Origin of the sequence: Nocardia jinanensis (assembly GCF_014645735.1) — a bacterium.
GTDB classification, from domain to species: domain Bacteria; phylum Actinomycetota; class Actinomycetes; order Mycobacteriales; family Mycobacteriaceae; genus Nocardia; species Nocardia jinanensis.
The window spans coordinates 1-17,427 of sequence record NZ_BMMH01000016.1; the positions used below are offsets into that span (position 1 = coordinate 1).

At 67.4% G+C, this 17,427-nt stretch carries 12 protein-coding genes; 7 read left to right on the forward strand and 5 right to left on the reverse strand.

Annotation, left to right across the window (positions count from 1 at the left end):
- Positions 1-1,776: NAD-glutamate dehydrogenase domain-containing protein (locus IEY68_RS27605; RefSeq protein ID WP_189094519.1), on the forward strand; the 1,776-nt coding region annotated here is incomplete at its 5' end.
- A 99-nt stretch (positions 1,777-1,875) separates the two neighbouring features.
- On the opposite strand, the gene IEY68_RS27610 is transcribed toward IEY68_RS27605, so the two are convergent.
- Complete coding sequence (locus IEY68_RS27610; protein ID WP_058853060.1) at positions 1,876-3,021, reverse strand: SPFH domain-containing protein; 1,146 nt, start codon at positions 3,019-3,021, stop codon at positions 1,876-1,878.
- A gap of 205 nt (positions 3,022-3,226) precedes the next feature.
- Between IEY68_RS27610 and IEY68_RS27615 the strand changes: the two genes are divergently transcribed.
- Together IEY68_RS27615 and IEY68_RS27620 are read left to right on the forward strand one after the other, a co-directional pair.
- Positions 3,227-4,747 carry an amino acid permease gene (locus IEY68_RS27615; RefSeq protein ID WP_058853061.1) on the forward strand — a complete coding sequence of 507 codons (1,521 nt, stop codon included), beginning with the start codon at positions 3,227-3,229 and terminating at the stop codon, positions 4,745-4,747.
- Between the two features lie 145 nt (positions 4,748-4,892).
- On the forward strand, positions 4,893-7,547 hold the full coding sequence (locus tag IEY68_RS27620) for a serine/threonine-protein kinase (protein WP_229719059.1): 2,655 nt from the start codon (positions 4,893-4,895) through the stop codon (positions 7,545-7,547).
- A gap of 2 nt (positions 7,548-7,549) precedes the next feature.
- On the opposite strand, the gene IEY68_RS27625 is transcribed toward IEY68_RS27620, so the two are convergent.
- Positions 7,550-7,927 (reverse strand): DUF1707 domain-containing protein, encoded by a 378-nt coding sequence (locus IEY68_RS27625; protein ID WP_058853062.1) that lies wholly within the window; start codon positions 7,925-7,927, stop codon positions 7,550-7,552.
- 145 nt (positions 7,928-8,072) lie between these two features.
- On the opposite strand from IEY68_RS27625, the gene IEY68_RS27630 reads away from it, so the two are divergent.
- The 4 genes from IEY68_RS27630 to IEY68_RS27645 all read left to right on the forward strand — a co-directional run bounded on the left by IEY68_RS27630 (position 8,073) and on the right by IEY68_RS27645 (position 12,619).
- Complete coding sequence (locus IEY68_RS27630) at positions 8,073-8,369, forward strand: WhiB family transcriptional regulator (protein WP_156426003.1); 297 nt, start codon at positions 8,073-8,075, stop codon at positions 8,367-8,369.
- Positions 8,370-8,456: 87 nt separating this feature from the next.
- A complete protein-coding gene (locus IEY68_RS27635) occupies positions 8,457-9,212 on the forward strand; it encodes a MerR family transcriptional regulator (RefSeq protein ID WP_058853063.1) in 756 nt (251 codons plus the stop codon).
- Positions 9,213-9,417: 205 nt separating this feature from the next.
- Entirely contained in the window at positions 9,418-9,990 is a 573-nt protein-coding gene (locus IEY68_RS27640; RefSeq protein ID WP_063916352.1) for a dihydrofolate reductase family protein, read from the forward strand.
- An 88-nt stretch (positions 9,991-10,078) separates the two neighbouring features.
- Positions 10,079-12,619, forward strand: a complete 2,541-nt coding sequence (locus IEY68_RS27645; RefSeq protein WP_058853064.1) for an ATP-binding protein — start codon at positions 10,079-10,081, stop codon at positions 12,617-12,619.
- A gap of 16 nt (positions 12,620-12,635) precedes the next feature.
- On the opposite strand, the gene IEY68_RS27650 is transcribed toward IEY68_RS27645, so the two are convergent.
- From IEY68_RS27650 to IEY68_RS27660, 3 genes are all read right to left on the reverse strand, one after another.
- Positions 12,636-12,950, reverse strand: coding sequence for a hypothetical protein (locus IEY68_RS27650; RefSeq protein WP_058853065.1), 315 nt, complete (start codon positions 12,948-12,950; stop codon positions 12,636-12,638).
- Positions 12,951-13,118: 168 nt separating this feature from the next.
- A complete protein-coding gene (locus IEY68_RS27655) occupies positions 13,119-15,833 on the reverse strand; it encodes a polynucleotide kinase-phosphatase (RefSeq protein WP_058853066.1) in 2,715 nt (904 codons plus the stop codon).
- A complete protein-coding gene (locus IEY68_RS27660) occupies positions 15,830-17,368 on the reverse strand; it encodes a 3' terminal RNA ribose 2'-O-methyltransferase Hen1 (protein ID WP_058853067.1) in 1,539 nt (512 codons plus the stop codon). Before IEY68_RS27660 ends, IEY68_RS27655 begins: the two co-directional genes overlap by 4 nt.
- Positions 17,369-17,427: the final 59 nt, after the last annotated feature.

Sequence of the window (17,427 nt, forward strand, 5' to 3'; positions counted from 1 at the left end):
GAGCGGTCGCGGTTGTTCGGGTTGGCTCGGTCGAGTTGGGCCGATTATGATCGTTCGTTGATCAGTGCGGGTGGTGGTGTGTTCGACCGCACCGCGAAGGCGATTCCGGTGAGCGCGGAAGTCCGTGCCGCACTGAAACTTTCGGCGTCGGTCACCCGGCTCTCGCCCCCGGAGATGATCCGTGCGATCCTCGAGGCCCCGGTCGATCTGCTGTGGAACGGCGGTATCGGTACCTATATCAAGGCGAGCACCGAAACCAATGCCGATGTCGGCGATAAGTCCAATGATGCTGTCCGGGTAAATGCGGATCGTCTGCGGGTGAGGGTGATCGGTGAGGGCGGTAATCTCGGTGCGACGGCGCTGGGGCGTATCGAGTTCAGTCGTAACGGTGGGAAGATGAACACCGACGCGCTGGATAATTCCGCGGGTGTGGATTGCTCGGATCACGAGGTGAATATCAAGGTTCTGCTCGACGGTGTGGTGTCGGCGGGTGAGTTGGCGGTGGAGGATCGCAATCCGCTGTTGGCCGAAATGACCGACGAGGTCGCCGAATTGGTGCTGCGTGACAATATCTCGCAGAACTTCCGGATCGGCCTGTCGCGTTCGGGGGCCGGGCAGCGCGGTGCGGTGCACCGGCGGCTGCTCACCGAACTGGAGACCCGCCGCGGCGTGGACCGGCACCTGGAGGCGCTGCCCACCGATGCCGAGATGGATCGGCGGATAGCCGTCGGGGCCGGGCTCAGCTCGCCGGAACTGGCCACGATGATCGCCCATGTGAAGCTCGCGCTGAAGTCCGATCTGCTCCACGGGGACCTGCCCGACAGCTCCACCTTCGCGGCGGTGCTGCCGGACTATTTCCCGACTCCGCTGCGGGAGCGTTTCGCCGGTGCCATCACGCGGCATCCGCTGCGGCGCGAGATCGTGGCCACCGTGGTGATCAACGAGATGGTCGATTTCGGCGGCGCGACCTTCGCGTTCCGCTTGTCCGAGGAGATCGGTGCCACCACCGACGACGCGGTCCGCGCGTTCACGGCGGCGGTGGAGATCTTCGGGCTGCGGGAACTGTGGCAGCGCATCCGGACCGAGAAGATGCCGACCTCCGTGCGCGACCAACTCGAACTGGAATCCAACCGTACGCTGGAACGAGCCGCGCGCTGGCTGTTGCTGAACCGGCCGCAGCCGATCGCCATCGGCGCGGATATCTCCCGCTATCGCGAGGGTGTGCGTGCACTGGCGGACCGGGTGCCGGGCTGGTTGCCGAAACCGCTCGCCGAACGGGTCGCGGCGCATGCTACCGAGGCGACCGACCACGGTGCCCCGGCCGACCTCGCCTCCGAGGTCTACCGGCTGATCCATCTCTTCCCGCTGCTGGATGTGCTGGATATCGCCGATATCGCGGAACGGGATTCGCGGGAGATCGCCGAACTCTATTTCGCGCTCAACGCGCATCTGGAGATCACCCGGTTGATCAGTGCGGTCGGTGACCTCGACCACGATCAGCGCTGGGCGGGCCTGGCGCGGCTGGCACTGCGCGACGACCTGTACGAATCGCTGCGATTGCTGACGCTGGATATCGCCACGGCCACCGATCCGGAGGATCCGGTGACCGAGAAGCTGGACTACTGGGAGCAGACCAATCGGTCACGCCTCATCCGGGCGCGGGCCGCGCTCACCGAGATATTCGGGGTGTCCCGGCACGACCTGGCGACTCTCTCGGTGGCCGCACGGCAGGTGCGGAGCCTGGCGGGTAGTTCGGAGTCGGGCATCGTCGCCTGACGGCGAGGTGCACGATCGGCCGTCCGGCGGGAGCCGGGCGGCCGCCGCCGTATGCGGAGCTTGTGGGGCAGTGGCCGGGCATGGGCGGTCGGCGGTCCCTCAGGTGTGATGGCTGCGAGTACCGCAGGATGCGCAGAACCTGGCCGTGGGCAACAGTTCGGCGTCACATTCCCGGCAGCGCGCCGGTTCGGCGGGGGCGAAGCGGTTACCACATTCGACACAGAACTTGGCGCCCGGCGGGTTCACCGCGGCGCAGGCTGTGCAGGCCGGGTTCTCGGATGCCGCGGGGCCCAGTTCGGCCGGCTTCGCCGTGGGCGGGAGCGCCGCCGCGGGCTGTTCCTCCCGCTGCTGCTGATGTTGCTGCCAGGGCGAGCTCGGCGCGGGCGGGAAATGCCCGGCGGCCGGTGGTGCGGACTGCCCGATGGCGTTGATACCCAGTGCCGCGCCCAGGAAGCCGCCCTCGTGGCCGTGTCCGGACGCCAGGCCCTGTCCCGCTCCCAGCGCCATTTCCCCGGCCGCGTACTGCCGGAAATCTCCGGCGAGCCTGATGTAGGTGACGTCTTTGGCGAGTCGTTTGAGCCGGTCGGCGTCCTCGGGGGCCAGGGTGATGTCGAAATTGCCGAGCCGGGGTATCCGTAGTCCGTATTCGTAGAGCGCGGTGTTGGTCTGTCGTACCACCGCCTGCTCGATGACGGGCAGTAGACCGGACAAGCCCAGTACCGGCCATTCACCCTGCGAAACATGCTGTGTCACCGCGACCTTCATCGCTTTGAGCAGTAGGTCGGCGCTCCACGATTCGACCCCGGCCGGATCATGGAGATCCGTACTGCCGGCCAGTGAGGTGATCAGCTGCCCGGCGTCGCGGACGCTCAGCGCGAATTCGCCGAAAACGCGCAGGGTGACTATCTGCTCGCTGATGGGGTCGGCGATATCGGCCAGTCGGCCGCCGAACTTGATACCGGCGAATTCCCGGGTGGAAACGAAGTAGAGCTCGGCGCGGTAGTAGTTGCCGCCGGTGAGCGTATCCATCAGTGCGCCGAGGACGGGTAGTTCGTCCGCGTCGATCCGGTGCCGTCCCGGGCCCAGCGTGCCCAGGACTTGGCCGGATTTCACGAACAACGCCGTCTGGTCGGCATTGACGATGGCACGGGAGTACCGCCGGATGTTCACATCCGGCCACTTGTAGACGAGTTGCTTCTTACCGGTCTCGGGGACGGCGATGAACTCGCGTTCGAACCAGGCCATCTCAGTGCTCCCTACGCAATTGACGTGTCCAGCGTATCGACGTTCAGCGGCTCGATCAATGGCACTTACAGTGCGGCCGACCTCGCGTTTTGCCCAAAGCCGCTGGTTTCCCCTGTGTTACATCCAGCGGCCCCCTATTGATCGTGCCGCTAACTAGCGGTACATTGCTCGCAGACATGATCTGCGCCACTCGAAAGGCAAGACGATGACAACAGTGCAAGAGCCTCGGGGACAGGCGGCGCCGACGGAGAGTCTGCACGCCGAAGATGCGGGCTACCACAAGTCGCTGCGCCCCCGGCAGCTCCAGATGATCGCCATCGGTGGCGCCATCGGAACAGGCCTGTTCCTCGGCGCCGGCAGCCGGCTGCACGACGCCGGACCGGGCCTGTTCCTGGTCTACGGCATCTGCGGCATCTTCGTGTTCTTCATTCTGCGGGCACTCGGCGAACTGGTCCTGCATCGCCCCTCCTCGGGCTCGTTCGTCTCCTACGCTCGTGAGTTCTACGGTGAGAAGCTGGCCTTCGCGGTCGGCTGGATGTACTTCTTCCACTGGTGCATGACCGGCATCGTGGATATCACCGCGATCGCCACGTATGTGCACTTCTGGGGCGCCTTCGAGGTGATACCGCAGTGGACCATCGCGCTCATCGCGCTGGCCCTCGTGGTCTCGATCAATATGATCTCGGTGAAGTGGTTCGGTGAGCTCGAGTTCTGGGCCGCGCTGATCAAGGTCGTCGCGCTGGTGAGCTTCCTGATCATCGGCACCATCTTCCTGGCCGGTCGGTTCGATATCGAGGGTCAGCCCACCGGGCTCAGCATCATCTCCGACAACGGCGGTCTGTTCCCGGCCGGATTCCTGCCGCTGGTCGTGGTGACCACCGGTGTCGTCTTCGCCTATGCCGCGGTCGAGCTCATCGGCACCGCGGCCGGTGAGGCCGAGAACCCCGAGAAGATCATGCCGCGCGCCATCAACTCGGTGATCGCCCGGATCGCGCTGTTCTACGTCGGTTCGCTGGTCCTGCTCGGCCTGCTGCTGCCCTACACCGCCTTCAAGTCCGGTGAGAGCCCGTTCGTCACCTTCTTCTCGAAGATCGGTATCGACGGTGCCGGTTCGGTCATGAACCTGGTGGTACTGACCGCGGCGTTCTCCAGCCTGAACGCCGGCCTGTACTCGACCGGTCGCATCCTGCGCTCGATGTCGATGAACGGCAGCGCGCCCACCATCGCGGGCCGGATGTCCAAGAGCGGTGTGCCCTACGTGGGTATTCTCGCCACCGGTGTGATCGCCCTGGCGGGTGTCGGACTGAACGCGATGGTGCCCGAGAAGGCGTTCGAGATCGTGCTGAACGTCTCGGCGCTGGGCACCATCTTCTCCTGGACCGCGATCGTGCTGTGCCAGCTCCAGCTGTGGAAGTGGGCTCGCGACGGCAAGATCACCCGGCCGAAGTTCCGCCTCCCCGGTACCCCGTACACCAGCTACGCCACCCTGGTGTTCCTGGTCGGCGTGGTGCTGCTGATGCTGTTCAGCGAGGAGATCGAACAGCGGGCCGCGGTGATCGCGATGCTGGTGATCGGTGTTCCGGCGCTGGTCGGCGGTTGGTTCCTGGCTCGCAAGCGGGTCACCGAGCTCACCACGGCACGTGCCGCGGTGGCCGCCGGTTCGGCTCCGGCCGAAGAACCCGGCAGCACCGTTCGTATCCTCGACGAACCCGAGGACAAGCAGTAACGCGACGGCTGCGCCGCGAAATACCCCGGGGAGCAAACCCGGGGTATTTCGCATTCCCAGGGAAGGGAATGTCTGCTCTTCCGTGTCCGTGGAGCGGGATCACAATAGACTCTCTCTGTTCTTCCGCGGGTTTGAGAGGTCGTGCATGCCAGAGCATCCCAGCTCGTCGCAGCCCAGCCCATCCGAGCGTCCGCTCCCGCCGCCCTGGTCGAAGCGGCGGGTCCGCGGCGTGGAAATGCCGCGGCGCGGCGCGCACACCTGGTCGACCCTGCGTACCAACAGCAGTGAGAGTGTGCGTCGGCCCGCCGCGGAATCGGACCTCACCCGCGCTGCCGAAGAATTGCTCGCCGAATCCGGCAGTGCCGAGCCGCGCAGTGCGACCGACGCCGCCTCGGTGCCCAGCGGGTCCGGCGTCTTCGTGCCGGTGACCGTGGGGGCGGTGCCCGCGGTCGTGGCGCCGCCGCAGTCCGACAGCCCGCCCGCCCCACCGGATCTTTCGGATTTCGACCGGGCCATCGCGGCGTTGACCGGCGACGATATCGCCCGGCTCAACAGTCTCGCCGGACCCGACGATGACGACGATGATCTCGAAGAACTCCTGCTCGGCGACGACGAGGACGATATCGACGATCCCGACCCGTTCGCGGGCTTCGAAGACGAGATGCTCTCCGGGCGTAATGCCCGGTCGCGGCCGAGCGTGCGCCGGCTCGGTGCGGGCTTGGTGGCCCTGCCGCGGGTGGACCCGGTGGACCCGGCCACCGCGGTGCTCGCGGATCCGGTAGTGCCCGAGCACAAGCGTTTCTGCTGGAAATGCCAAGCGCCCAACGGCCGGTCCGGTCCGGAGGGCCCCGGCACCGTGGCCGGGGAGTGCACGCGCTGCGGATCGGCCTACAACTATCTGCCCGCCTTGTCCGCGGGCGAGGTCGTGGCGGAACAGTACGTGGTCAAGGGCTGTCTGGCGCACGGCGGCCTGGGCTGGATCTACCTGGCGGTCGATACCAATGTCAGCGACCGCTGGGTGGTCCTCAAGGGGTTGCAGAATCCGCAGGATTTCGAAGCCCATGTGGTGGCGCTGGCCGAACGCCAGTTCCTGTCCGAGATCACCCATCCCGGTGTGGTCAAGATCTACAACTTCGTCAAGCACCGCTCGCACCGCGAAGTGGCCGACGGTTATATCGTCATGGAGTACGTGGGCGGGCGCTCACTGAAGAAGATGCTGGATATGGCGGGCCCGGAACGTATTCCGGTCGCCGAGACCATCGCCTACATGATGGAGGTGCTGCCCGCTCTCGACTATCTGCACTCGTTCGGGCTGGCCTACAACGACCTCAAACCGGACAACATCATGGTCTCCGACGACGAGGTCAAACTCATCGACCTCGGTGCAGTGGCGGCCATGGAGTCCTACGGAAGTATCTACGGCACGCCCGGCTATCAGGCGCCGGAGATCATCGAAACCGGTCCGACGGTGGCCACCGATGTCTACGCGGCCGGTCGCACCCTGGCCGCGCTGATCCTGGACCTGCACAAGGATTCCCACGGCAACTACCGGACCGAGATGCCGACCCCCGACGAGTATCCGTTGCTGCGGCGCTACCCGTGCCTGCACCGACTGCTGGTACGCGCGACGCATACGGATCCGAGCCGCCGCTTTCCGTCCACCTATGCCATGTACTGTCAGTTGGCCGGCGTGTTGCGGGTGGTGCTCGCCGCCGACTCCGGCCGCGAACATCCACAGGCCTCGGTCGAATTCGGCCCATTGCGTGGTGATTTCGGCATCGACACCTTGATCGGCCAGACGGATGGAATGGTCGACGGCGGGCATCGCAGTCTCGGCCTGGACGCCGCCGCGGTCGTGGCCACGCTGCCCGTCCCGCTGATCGATGCCGACGACCCCAGCGTCCAGCTGCTGAGCCCGCTGCTGCACGGCGACGCCCGGCAGACGCTGGATTCGTTGCGCCAGACCTCCGAACGTATCGCCGCCGGCACCATCGACGCACCGGAGACCTTCGAGGTCGAGGGGGCGCTCACCGCTGTGCGCGCCCATCTCGACCTGGGTGAACTGGGTACGGCGCTCGCCCTGCTGGACGCCCTGCGCCCCAGCACCACCACCGATTGGCGCATCGAATGGTTCACCGGTGTCGCCGATCTGCTGGAGGGGCACTACGAGCGCGCGTACCTGCGTTTCGACGAGGTGCACACCATGCTCCCCGGTGAGCTGGTTCCGGCACTGGCCCTGGCCGCTACCGCCGAACTGGTTCTGCAGACAGTGGCCGATCCCGATGATTCCGATCGCTGGCACACCGCCGCCTCGGATTTCTACCGGCTGGTCTGGCAGACCAATCACGGAGTGGTCAGCGCGGCGTTCGGGCTGACCCGGCGATTGGCGGCCGATGGTGAACTATTGCAGGCTGTGCAGGTTCTGGACGAAGTGCCCGTGACCTCCCGCCACCACGGCACCGCCCGTATGACGGGCAGTCTGCTGCTGGTGTCGCGGCCACATCGGGAGATCACCGAGATCGATCTGCGCGAGGCCGCATCCCGATTGGAGCTCGTCGACGAGCCGCGGGCGCTGCAGATGCAGGTAGTGGTGGTCGGTGCGGCGCTGGAATGGTTGAAATCCCGGATGCGCCCGGTCTCGGCCGACGCCACGCTGCTGGGCTATCCGCTCACCGTGGCCGGGCTCAGGGGCGGGCTGGAGTCACGGTTACGGGCGCTGGCCCGGACCGCTCCGGGCCGGCTGCACCGCTATCGGCTGATCGATCTGGCCAACAGCGTGCGCCCGCATACCCGCTGGTGAGGTTACGGGGTGGCCCGGCGGCGCCGGATCACGGCCGGTAGCAGGGGCGCGGACACCAGGACGATCACCAGCAGGAGCAGCCAAAGCCAGCCACCGAACACCAGCGCGAGAATCAGCGTGAAGACCGCCGAGCCGCCGGCCAGCATCGCGAATCCAACTGCGGGATCGGTGGTCTCCGGCGGCGCGGGCGGTGGGGTGGGTGCGGGGAGATCGGTGAACAGGGCCGCGAGTTCCGGGGTGGTCTGTGCGGCAGTCGCGGCGGCGGTGCGCTCCTCGTATTCGGTGAGCGTCAACAGACCCGAGCCGAGATGGTCGGCGAGCTCCCGCAGTGCGCGATCGCGCTGCTCGACGGTGATCCGCGCGCCGGGTAGCTCACTCATCCTCGCAGCATAGGACGGTTTCCGGAGTCCGGGCCGGTCTGGTGTTCGCCACTGTCGGGAAGGCTTCGGCGGCGGTTCATGCCGATTCCCAGACATGGGGAGTAACTACGCTGGCCTCACAGAATTGCGGGCAGAGGAGTTGTGTATGTCCACCGTGATCCAGCCTCGGCGCCCGGCGGCCGAGGCATGGGACTGGCAAATGAACGGGTCCTGCCGCGGCCTCGAATCCACCGTGTTCTTCCATCCCGAAGGAGAGCGGGGCCGGGCTCGTGCCGCCCGGGTGCGGCGCGCCAAACAGATCTGCGATACCTGTCCGGTGCTCGACCGGTGCCGTAGTTACGCGCTGGCGGTCGGGGAGCAGTACGGAGTATGGGGCGGTATGTCCGAGGACGAACGCCGCACACATACCCAACGGGCCGTTACTTCAAGCTCGACGAACTAGCAAATCTCACCCCAACACCGACTGAATCGGACCTTTCGGTCGTGTCCGGCACAAGTCGTCCCGGCGTCTTTGTGGTTTCCTTGTTATATGGCTGCTGGTGTGGAGTACACGATCGATGAACTGGCGCGGGCCGCCGGCACGACCGTGCGCAGCCTGCGGGTTTATCACGAACGGGGGGTCCTGCCCCCGCCGCAGGTCAAGGGGCGGACGGGTTACTACAGTCCAGATCACCTCAATCGGGTGCGCACGATCAGCAGGCTGCTCGATCGCGGAATCAAGCTGAACGGGATCAAGGAACTGCTCAAGGCCTGGGATCGCGGCGACGATCTCGGCGATATCCTCGGTGTCGGGCCGCTGCTCGGCGGTATGGAATCCGATGAACCGTCCGCGGACGAATCGGCAGTGCCCGGCGATGCCATTCCCGCCACCGAGCTGCAGGAACGCTACGCCTCGGTGCCCAACGGGCTGGCCCGGATCGTCGCGGCCGGGCTCTACGAGCCGGTGGACGCCGTCACCTATCGTCCCGCTGACCGGCAGCTCATCCGGATAGCAGAGCAATTGGCCGCCGCCGGTGTTCCCGACGCCGAAGTACTGAGTGAACTCGAACGCATCCGCGCCGACAGCGACCGGATGGCCCGCCGCTTCGTCGACCTGTTCCATCGCACGGCCTGGCAGAAGTACCGGGATTCCGAGCAGGACGCCGCCGACCTGGCCGAATTGACCACACAGCTACAGCTCGCCCGCACTCTGCCCGGGAAGGCCGCCGCGGAGCTGGTGAACAAGTTCGTCGCGCACTACATCGACAGCGACAGCGAACTGGCCGATCTGCCCGCGGAGGCCTGAACGGGTATGCCCGGGTTCCCCGGGTTGGGAACTGCTCGATCGGGGTCGCGCCGTATGACGGTACATTCGACGGCGGCTCTTCCGTCGGCCGGTGAACTTCCGGCGTATGTACCTAGGTAATTTTCATCCCTTCTACGGATGCGCGCGGCCCGAGGCGGGTGCAGAATCTGCTTCTTGGCACCTGACGCGGTAGATGAGGCATGGAATGGGAAGCGTGACACTGTGGATGCAGATATCACTCGACGGGTTCGCGGAGGGACCCGACGAGGCGGTCCACTGGCCGGTCGTCGACGAGGAACTCTGTACCGAATACCTGGATGAACTCCGCCGGGCCGATCTGCTGCTGTACGGGCGGAGAACCTACGAGATCCTGGCGGCCTTCTGGCCCACCGCGGATCTGGCCCCGGTCTCCCCGTTCTATGTCGAATTCGCGCGATTCTGGCGCGCCGCGCCGAAACTCGTCGTGACGCGCACTCTGCGGAATCCGTCCTGGAACACCCGGGTCACCGGGCCGGACCCGATCGAGGAGGTGCGGCAGCGCAAAGCGGCGGGCCAGAACATGGTGCTGTTCGGCGGCGCAGAAACCGCGCGATCCTTCATGGCCCACGACCTGATCGACGAGTTCCGGCTCTTCGTGCACCCGTTACTGCTGGGTGGCGGGGTTCCCCTTTTCCGGTCACCGGTCGACACCAGCGGGTTGCAACTGGTGGATGTGCTGACCTTCGACAGCGCGGTGGTCCAGATGCACTATCGGCAGCAGGACTGTGTGATGTGCTGAGCGTCACAATATCCCCGGCTGTGTGCGCTACGTGAAATGAACGGGTTCGCCGGACGGCCCACCGTGACGTGCACTAATTTACGTTCCTATGGCGGTGATCTACCCGGACGGTGCGGCACCCGCCGCACCCGCGACCGAGTTCTTCGGTCGGATGCGGGAACTGGCGCGCCTGCACGACCTGCTGCGTTCCGGTACCGCGCGCCTGATCACCCTGATCGGGCCGGGCGGTATCGGCAAGACCCGGCTGGCCGCCGAAGCGCTGCGCCGGATAAGCCGCGCCGATCCCGGCCGGCCGGTGTACTGGGCGCGCCTGGCCGAACTCGAACGCGACTGCGCCGATTCGGCCGAGAACGTATTGCGCTCGGTGGTGCGGACCGATATCAGCGATCCCGACGCATTGGATGTCGGGGTGGGACCGCGTGCGGGTGCGCTCGCCGAACACGCGATCCTGGTACTGGACAACTGCGAACACGTGCTCGCGGCGGCGGGCCGGGCGGTCATCGACCTGCTCGCCACCACACCCGGCCTCACCGTTCTCGCCACCAGCCGCGAACCCGTCGGCTGGGCCGACGAATACATACTGGCCGTACCGCCGCTGTCGTCGTTCGAATCGCTACAGCTGTTCCGGCAGCGCGCCGAGCTCACCGGACGCCCCGTTCCCGAGGATCCGGCGCAGCTCGCTGTCGTCCGCCGGATCTGCCGCCGGGTCGAGCACAATCCGCTGTTCATCCGGCTGGCTGCGGCCCGGCTGCGTCATCAACCGCCCGCCATGGTGCTGGCCGAACTCACCGGCGACGCGACCGACCAGCGGATGCAGTGGTCGCAGAGCGCGCGGGCGGGCACCGAGCGGCGGCACCGCGGGGTCTACGACGTGATCGCCTGGTCCTTCGACCTGTGTGCGGCCGACGAACAGTTACTACTGCAACGGATGTCGGTGTTCGCGGCCGGATACGAGACCGACGGGGTGACACCGCAGCGCAACGGGGTCGAACTGCCCGCCGTCGTCGCGGTCTGCGCGGACGATGTACTGCCCGCCGGACAGGTGGTGCCACTGCTGGAGCGGCTGGCCGAGTGCTCGCTGGTCTCGACATTCCGCACCGAGACCAGTGTGCGCTGGTATCTGGTGGAGAGTGTGCGCCTGTTCGCCGGTGACCGGTTGCGCCGCGACCCGGCCGAGGTGAACCGGATGGCCGCCCGGCACCGCCGCTACCACCGCGATCGAGTGGTCGCCGCCCGGTCGCTCTGGTTCGGCCCGCGCGAACAATCGTGGCTCGACTGGGCCCGTACATCCTGGGATGACATCCTGATCGGTATCGAGACCGGTCTCGCCGATCCCGGGGAGGCACTGGTCGGCCTGGAGACGGCCTCGGTGCTGCTGTCGGTCTGGGTTCCGTTCGTCAAAGGTGGGAGCCGGGCGCTGACCAGGCTCACCGCGGAGGCTCTCGACATCACCCGGGCCGAGGGGATCACCGAGCACCATATCCGGGCCACCGCCCTGCTCGGCTGGTACTACCTGTGGCAGGGCGAAGCCGATCGGGCCGCGGCACTGCTCGACGAATGCGTCGCCGGACGGAATCCGGGCTCGTCGTGGCGGGATACTCCGGAGATCGATATCGACCTGCCCGCTTCGGTCGAATGGATCTGGGGCCTGGAACTGATGCTGTTCCGGATGGACGCGCGCGCTGTCACGGTCCTGGAGCGGGCCGGCCACAAGTTCACCGCGCAAGGCGATCGGGTGGGGGTGGAGCGCGGTCAGATCTTCGCGGCTCTCGCGGCCTCCATGCTGGGTGATCCGGATCGGGCGAACCGGATCACCCGCCGGCATCTGGAACGCTCGGTGGCCTCGGAGTCCTCGTCGGCCGCCCATTGGGCACGGGTCGCACGCACACTGGCGCTGGCGCGTTCCGCCGAACCGGCCGCTGCGCTGGAACCTGCCCATGCGGTGGTGTCCGGAATGAGTTCGGGCCGTGACACCTGGATGACGTCGTGGTCGGTGGCGGTGTGCATGCTCGTGCTGACCCAGGTACTCACGGGGGATCCCGCCGCATTGGGTGCCGCGGCGGCCATCCGTATCCGTGCCACCGAACTGGCCTGGCTGGTCGGGGTTTTCCGGGCCTGCCACCGCTCGCTGGGGATATGTATCGAGCGGGTGCCGATGGTGGTGCTCGGCGTGCGCCGTGCGACGGAGGTCGCGACGGCGGTCATCGGACCGGCGGATTTCGCCGCCGCCGAACAGCGGGGCGAGCAGTTCCGCCCCGGCGGTGACGCGGTACGGGAATACCTGCGCCATCGCTGGCCGGTGCGTCCGGTAGTGGCGGACGCACCGGTGGATCGTGGTGAACCGGCCGATTCACGCTGGGACAATCTCTCGCCGGCCGAACGCGAGGTCGCGGTCCTGGCCGCCGCGGGCTGGCCGAACAGTGCCATCGCCCAGCGGCGTGGTAGTTCGGTGCGGACAGTGGACGCGCAGGTCGCCAGTATCCGGCAGAAGCTCATGATCGGCTCCCGCCGGCAGATCCCGGATCATATTCCGGTCCATCTCACCGGGGCTGTGGATACCGAACGTGCTACCGCCGCCGACCGTCCCCGGAACCGGCGGCGTACGCCGCGCCTGCCCGACAGGCAGTGATCGCGCGGCGCGGGTATCACCGACAGGCGTAGTAGTACGGCTTGTAGGCGCAGATGTCGAGGTAGCCGCCCTGGTCACCGTCGTAGGTGAAACTGCGCTCGGCCGGGATCGCGTGGACCGGCTCGCTGCGGTTGCTGGGATCGCTGGGCAGGTCGTGGGTGTCGCCGTAGCTGCCGTGACCGGGGTGGGAGTCGTCGCGGCTGCTGTGGCCGGGGGCGTCGGCGAGAGCCAGCTGAGGGGCCACGGTGGCGGGGATCGCGGCGAGGGCTCCGGCCAGCACGGTGGCGGCGGCGATTCTCTTCACGAATCCGAAGGTGCGGGTGATGTTCATGGTGTGCTCCGTTCTGTTCCGGCAGATAGAACGTCTACGGTGAGTCAATGTATGTGGGTCCGTAGTTCTATGTGCCGCTGTTTAACGGTACGGTACACGAGTGTTCGAATGCGCGTCCATGCATTTCTCAGCAATGGGAAAGGATCGGCCGGATTCGGCCGAACAGGCTTACAGCCGGGGATCGACGGGTTCGGATTCCAGGGCCAGCACCGCGAATACCGCCTCGTGCACCCGCCACAGCGGCTCACCGCTCACGAACCGCTCCAGGGCCTCGATACCCAGCGCGTATTCCCGCAGTGCCATCGACCGCTTTCGGCCGAGTCCCCGGTTGCGCAGCCGGCGCAGATTGTCCTCGCGGAGGTACTCGGGCCCGTAGATGATCCGGAGGTACTCCGGTCCACGGCACTTGACACCGGGCTGGACCAACCGGCCGCCGGGCGCCTGCGAAGTCACCTGATCACGGCGGGTTTCCGCAGGTAGCGGTTCGTCTGCGTGACCGGGAGCGGCATTGCCGGGCCACCCGTCGCCGGTGCCGGCGAGATCGCCCGCCGCCGTGATATCCGGGTCCCGGGGCCGTGACTTCGGCACGCCGTGTACGAGGGCGTCCACCGGTTTGACCACCATCCCTTCGCCACCGGCCCCGGTGAGCGTCGTCCACCACGCGGTGGCCGCCGCCTCGCTCGACGGATCGGTGAGATCGACGGTCATCCGTCCGGTCGGCGCGAGCAGGGCCGGGTCGGCGGCCACCAGGCGATCGATCAGTTGCAGCTGCCGGTGATGGTCGTGTACCGCGTAGCAGTTCCCCTCGCCGGCGAGCACCCCGAACGGTGCCAGCCGCAGGCCCGTCAGACCCTCGACCGGCCAGCAGTAGCGGCCGTACGCGCGGGTGAACGCGGCGATATCGGTGGCGCGCCCGGCCATCCGGTCCCGCAGGGGACCCACCTCCTGGCCCCGGGTGGCGGCGGCCGCGAGTACCTCCGTCGCGGCGTCCAGGGAGGCGCGCCCCGCGGCGCCGACAGCGGCATACTGATCGCGCAGGAGTTGCTGGGCCTTCGCCGACCAGGGCATGAGTTCGGTGTCCAGTAGCAGCCACCCGGTCCCGAGTTCGTCGAACAGACCGGCCGTTTCGGCGGCCGTACGTACACGGGCCAGCAGCGCCTCGGTGCGGTCCGGATCGTCGAAGAAGGGGCGTCCGGTCCGCGTATAGATCATGCCGGTGCCGTGGTCCACGCCGAACCGCTCCCGGGCGGCGGCGGCCGATCGAGCGACCAGGACGACCGCTCGCGACCCCATATGTTTCTCCTGGCACACCAACCGCGTGACACCTTCGCCGCGGAAGTAGGCGAATGCCTGCGCGGGGTGTTCGAGGTAGCCCGGGAGTTCGGAGGTGGCGCAAGGTGCCATGGTCGGCGGAAGGTAGATCAGCCAGCGCGGATCCACGGCGAACCGGCTCATCACCTCGAGCGCCGCACCCGCGTTCTCCGCGGCGATCCCTACCCGGCCGTGGTGCCGGGTCTCGACCACGCGCCGGCCGATCACGTCGTCCAGGTCCAGGATCGCGGGATCGCGCTGTACCGGCGCGCCGCCCGGTTCCTCCGCCGGTGTGAGCGGCCGGACCGGCTCGTACCAGACCTGTTCTGCCGGAACGGATACCGGCTGCCGTTCCGGATAACGAAGTGCCGAGAGTCGCCCGCCGAAAACCACGCCGGTGTCCAGGCAGAGGGTGTTGTTCACCCACCGCAGGTCGGTGACCGGGGTGTGCCCGTACAACACGATCGCGCGGCCGCGGTAGTCCTCGGCCCAGGGGTAGCGCACCGGCAGACCGTAGGAGTCGGTTTCGCCGGTGGATTCGCCGTACATGGCGAAGGATCGGACCCGCCCGGAGGACCGTCCGTGATATTCCTCCTTCAACCCGGCGTGGGCGACCACCAGTCGCCCTCCGTCGAGTACATAGTGGCTGATCAGGCCGCGGCAGAAGTCGAGGGCCGCGGCGCGGAACCGCGGATCCTCGGCCTCCAGCTGTGCCAGCGATTCGGCGAGTCCATGAGTCGGGTTCACCTTCTTACCGCCGAGCGCGCGCACAAGCTTGTTCTCGTGGTTGCCGGTGACACAGAGGGCGTCACCGGCGCGGACCATACCCATCACCAGGCGCAGCACCCCGGGAGTATCGGGTCCGCGGTCGACCAGATCACCGACGAATACGGCGGTACGGCCCGCCGGGTGCCGGGCGCCGACCGCCCGGCCCGCCGCGTCGCGTTCGAGCCGGTAACCCAGCACGCCGAGCAGAGTCTCGAGTTCGGACCGGCAGCCGTGTACATCGCCGATCACATCGAAGGGTCCGGCGAGGTCCCGCCGATCGGTCCACAGCCGCTCGTCCACGATGCGGGCCCCGGCGATCTCTTCCACGCCGCGCAGCGTGTGCACGCGCCGGAAGCCCTCCCGCTCCAGCCCGCGCAGCCCACGGCGCAGTTCGCGCTGCTGCCGGTGGACCACATGGGCGCCCAGGGCTGCCCGGTCCAGCCGGTTCGAATTGCGTTGCGCGCAGATCGAGTCCGGGACATCCAGCACGATCGCCACCGGCAGTACATCGTGGGCGCGGGCCAGCGCGACGAGTTCCTTCCGCGCGCCGGGCTGCACATTGGTGGCGTCGACGACGGTTCGGAGTCCGCGCCGCAATCGCACGCCGACGATATGGTGCAGCAGCGTGAAGGCCTCGGGTGTCGCGGCCTGATCGTTCTCGTCGTCGCTCACCAGTCCCCGGCAGAAATCGGAGGAGATCACCGAGGTCGGCGGGAAATGAGTGCGGGCGAAGGTGGATTTGCCCGATCCGGTGCAACCGATGAGAACCACCAGGCACAGATCGGGTACGGCGACATCGTTCACCGGGCGGCTCCTTCGGCATCGTCGATGGCCCGGGTGAAGACAGCGAGCTGACAGGGCGGCCCGACCTCGGGGTCGGGGGCGCCGATCGGGGTGAAGCGGGCCAGATAGCCGTAGTGCTCCGCCACCCGTCCGGCCCAGGCGCGGAATTCGTCCCGGGTCCATTCGAACCGGTGATCCGAATGCCGGAACTTCCCGGCGGGCAAACCGTCGTAGCGGACGTTGTATTCGGCATTGGGTGTGGTCACCAGCACTGATAGTGGGGCCGCGGCGCCGAAGACCACATATTCGAACGCGGGTAGCCGCGGCGGATCGATATGCTCGACCACCTCCATCAGTACCGCGGCATCGTACCCACGCAGGGAGGTATCGGTGTAGGTGAGCGACCCCTGGCGCAACGTGATCCGGCGCGTGACCTGTTCGGGCATTCGATCCAGCCGGAGTCTGCGCCGGGCGATCGCCAGTGCGCGTGCGGACACATCGATACCGGTGATTTCCTGGAAGGATCTGTCGCCGAGCAACTCCCGGAGCAGCGCGCCTTCGCCGCAGCCGAGGTCGAGGACCCGGGCGGCTCCCGTCGCGCGGAGTGCGGCCAGGACGGTGGCGCGGCGCTGCGCAGCCAGCGAGGGTGTGGTCCCGGTCGCCGGGGTGGGGTCCGCGTCCGCGGTGACTGTGCCCCGGGCCGTGCGGTCCGGGCGGATGCTGTCGGCATCCGTATCGGCCGCCCCGACGGCCGGGGTGTCCTGCGGCGGCTCGTCCACGGCGCCGAGATCCTCCGGATCCGTATCGTCCAGTTCGGCCAGCCGGGCGAGAGCCGTGCGAATCAGTGACTGACGGCGCGTCAGATAGCGGCGCGTTATCCAGTCCCGTTCGGGGTGACCGGGCAGCCAGGAGCCGGCCGCCCGCAGGAGTTTGTCCACCTCGCCGGCGTCGAGCCAGTAGTGCTTCGCACCGTCCAGAACCGGGAGCAGGACGTAGAGGTGCCCGAGTGCCTCGGCCACCCGCAGCGTCCCCGACAACACCAGCCGCAGATGGGCCGAATCACCCCATTCGGGGAACGCGGGATCCAGCGGCAGCGGGGTGGCATCCACCGTCCAGCCGAGCGGGGCGAAAACGCGTTCGGCCACCTCCGCGCCGCCTCGGCAACCCACCGCGGGTAACTCGAGACGCAACGGCACCGGGGTGCGGGCGAGTTCCGGGTGCTGCGCGCAGTCGCCGCGCAGCGCACTGCGGAACACGGTCCCGATCGCCACCGACAGCAGTGACGACGCTGCGTACGGGCGATCGTTGACGTACTGGCCGAGGGCGAAGGCTTGCGTCTCGCGAGACGTCCCGCGCACGAGCCGTACCGGATCCACCTCCAGCAGCAGTGCCGCGGTACACCGCTCGGCCGCCGCCTCGGGGTAGAGCACATGGGCGGTGCCGAACGACAGACCGAACTCCTGCACGCGATCGGGATTCTTGTGCAGCAGGAACCCGAGATCGGTCGCAGGCGTGGAGGAATCCGCGTCCCGCGTACAAGTGATGGTCAACAGCATGCTGAGATCGTCGTCGAGCGGCAGCAGTGCGGCAAGACAGTTTCGGCGCGCTCTGCGGT

What these genes read in the sequence shown, in the direction of transcription:
- IEY68_RS27635 (WP_058853063.1), top strand. Translation starts at nt 8,457, where the DNA reads ATGGCTGCTGGTGTGGAGTACACGATCGATGAACTGGCGCGGGCCGCC.
- IEY68_RS27630 (WP_156426003.1), top strand. Translation starts at nt 8,073, where the DNA reads ATGTCCACCGTGATCCAGCCTCGGCGCCCGGCGGCCGAGGCATGGGAC.
- IEY68_RS27625 (WP_058853062.1), bottom strand. Translation starts at nt 7,927, where the DNA reads ATGAGTGAGCTACCCGGCGCGCGGATCACCGTCGAGCAGCGCGATCGC.
- IEY68_RS27645 (WP_058853064.1), top strand. Translation starts at nt 10,079, where the DNA reads ATGGCGGTGATCTACCCGGACGGTGCGGCACCCGCCGCACCCGCGACC.
- IEY68_RS27615 (WP_058853061.1), top strand. Translation starts at nt 3,227, where the DNA reads ATGACAACAGTGCAAGAGCCTCGGGGACAGGCGGCGCCGACGGAGAGT.
- IEY68_RS27620 (WP_229719059.1), top strand. Translation starts at nt 4,893, where the DNA reads ATGCCAGAGCATCCCAGCTCGTCGCAGCCCAGCCCATCCGAGCGTCCG.
- IEY68_RS27660 (WP_058853067.1), bottom strand. Translation starts at nt 17,368, where the DNA reads ATGCTGTTGACCATCACTTGTACGCGGGACGCGGATTCCTCCACGCCT.
- IEY68_RS27640 (WP_063916352.1), top strand. Translation starts at nt 9,418, where the DNA reads ATGGGAAGCGTGACACTGTGGATGCAGATATCACTCGACGGGTTCGCG.
- IEY68_RS27650 (WP_058853065.1), bottom strand. Translation starts at nt 12,950, where the DNA reads ATGAACATCACCCGCACCTTCGGATTCGTGAAGAGAATCGCCGCCGCC.
- IEY68_RS27610 (WP_058853060.1), bottom strand. Translation starts at nt 3,021, where the DNA reads ATGGCCTGGTTCGAACGCGAGTTCATCGCCGTCCCCGAGACCGGTAAG.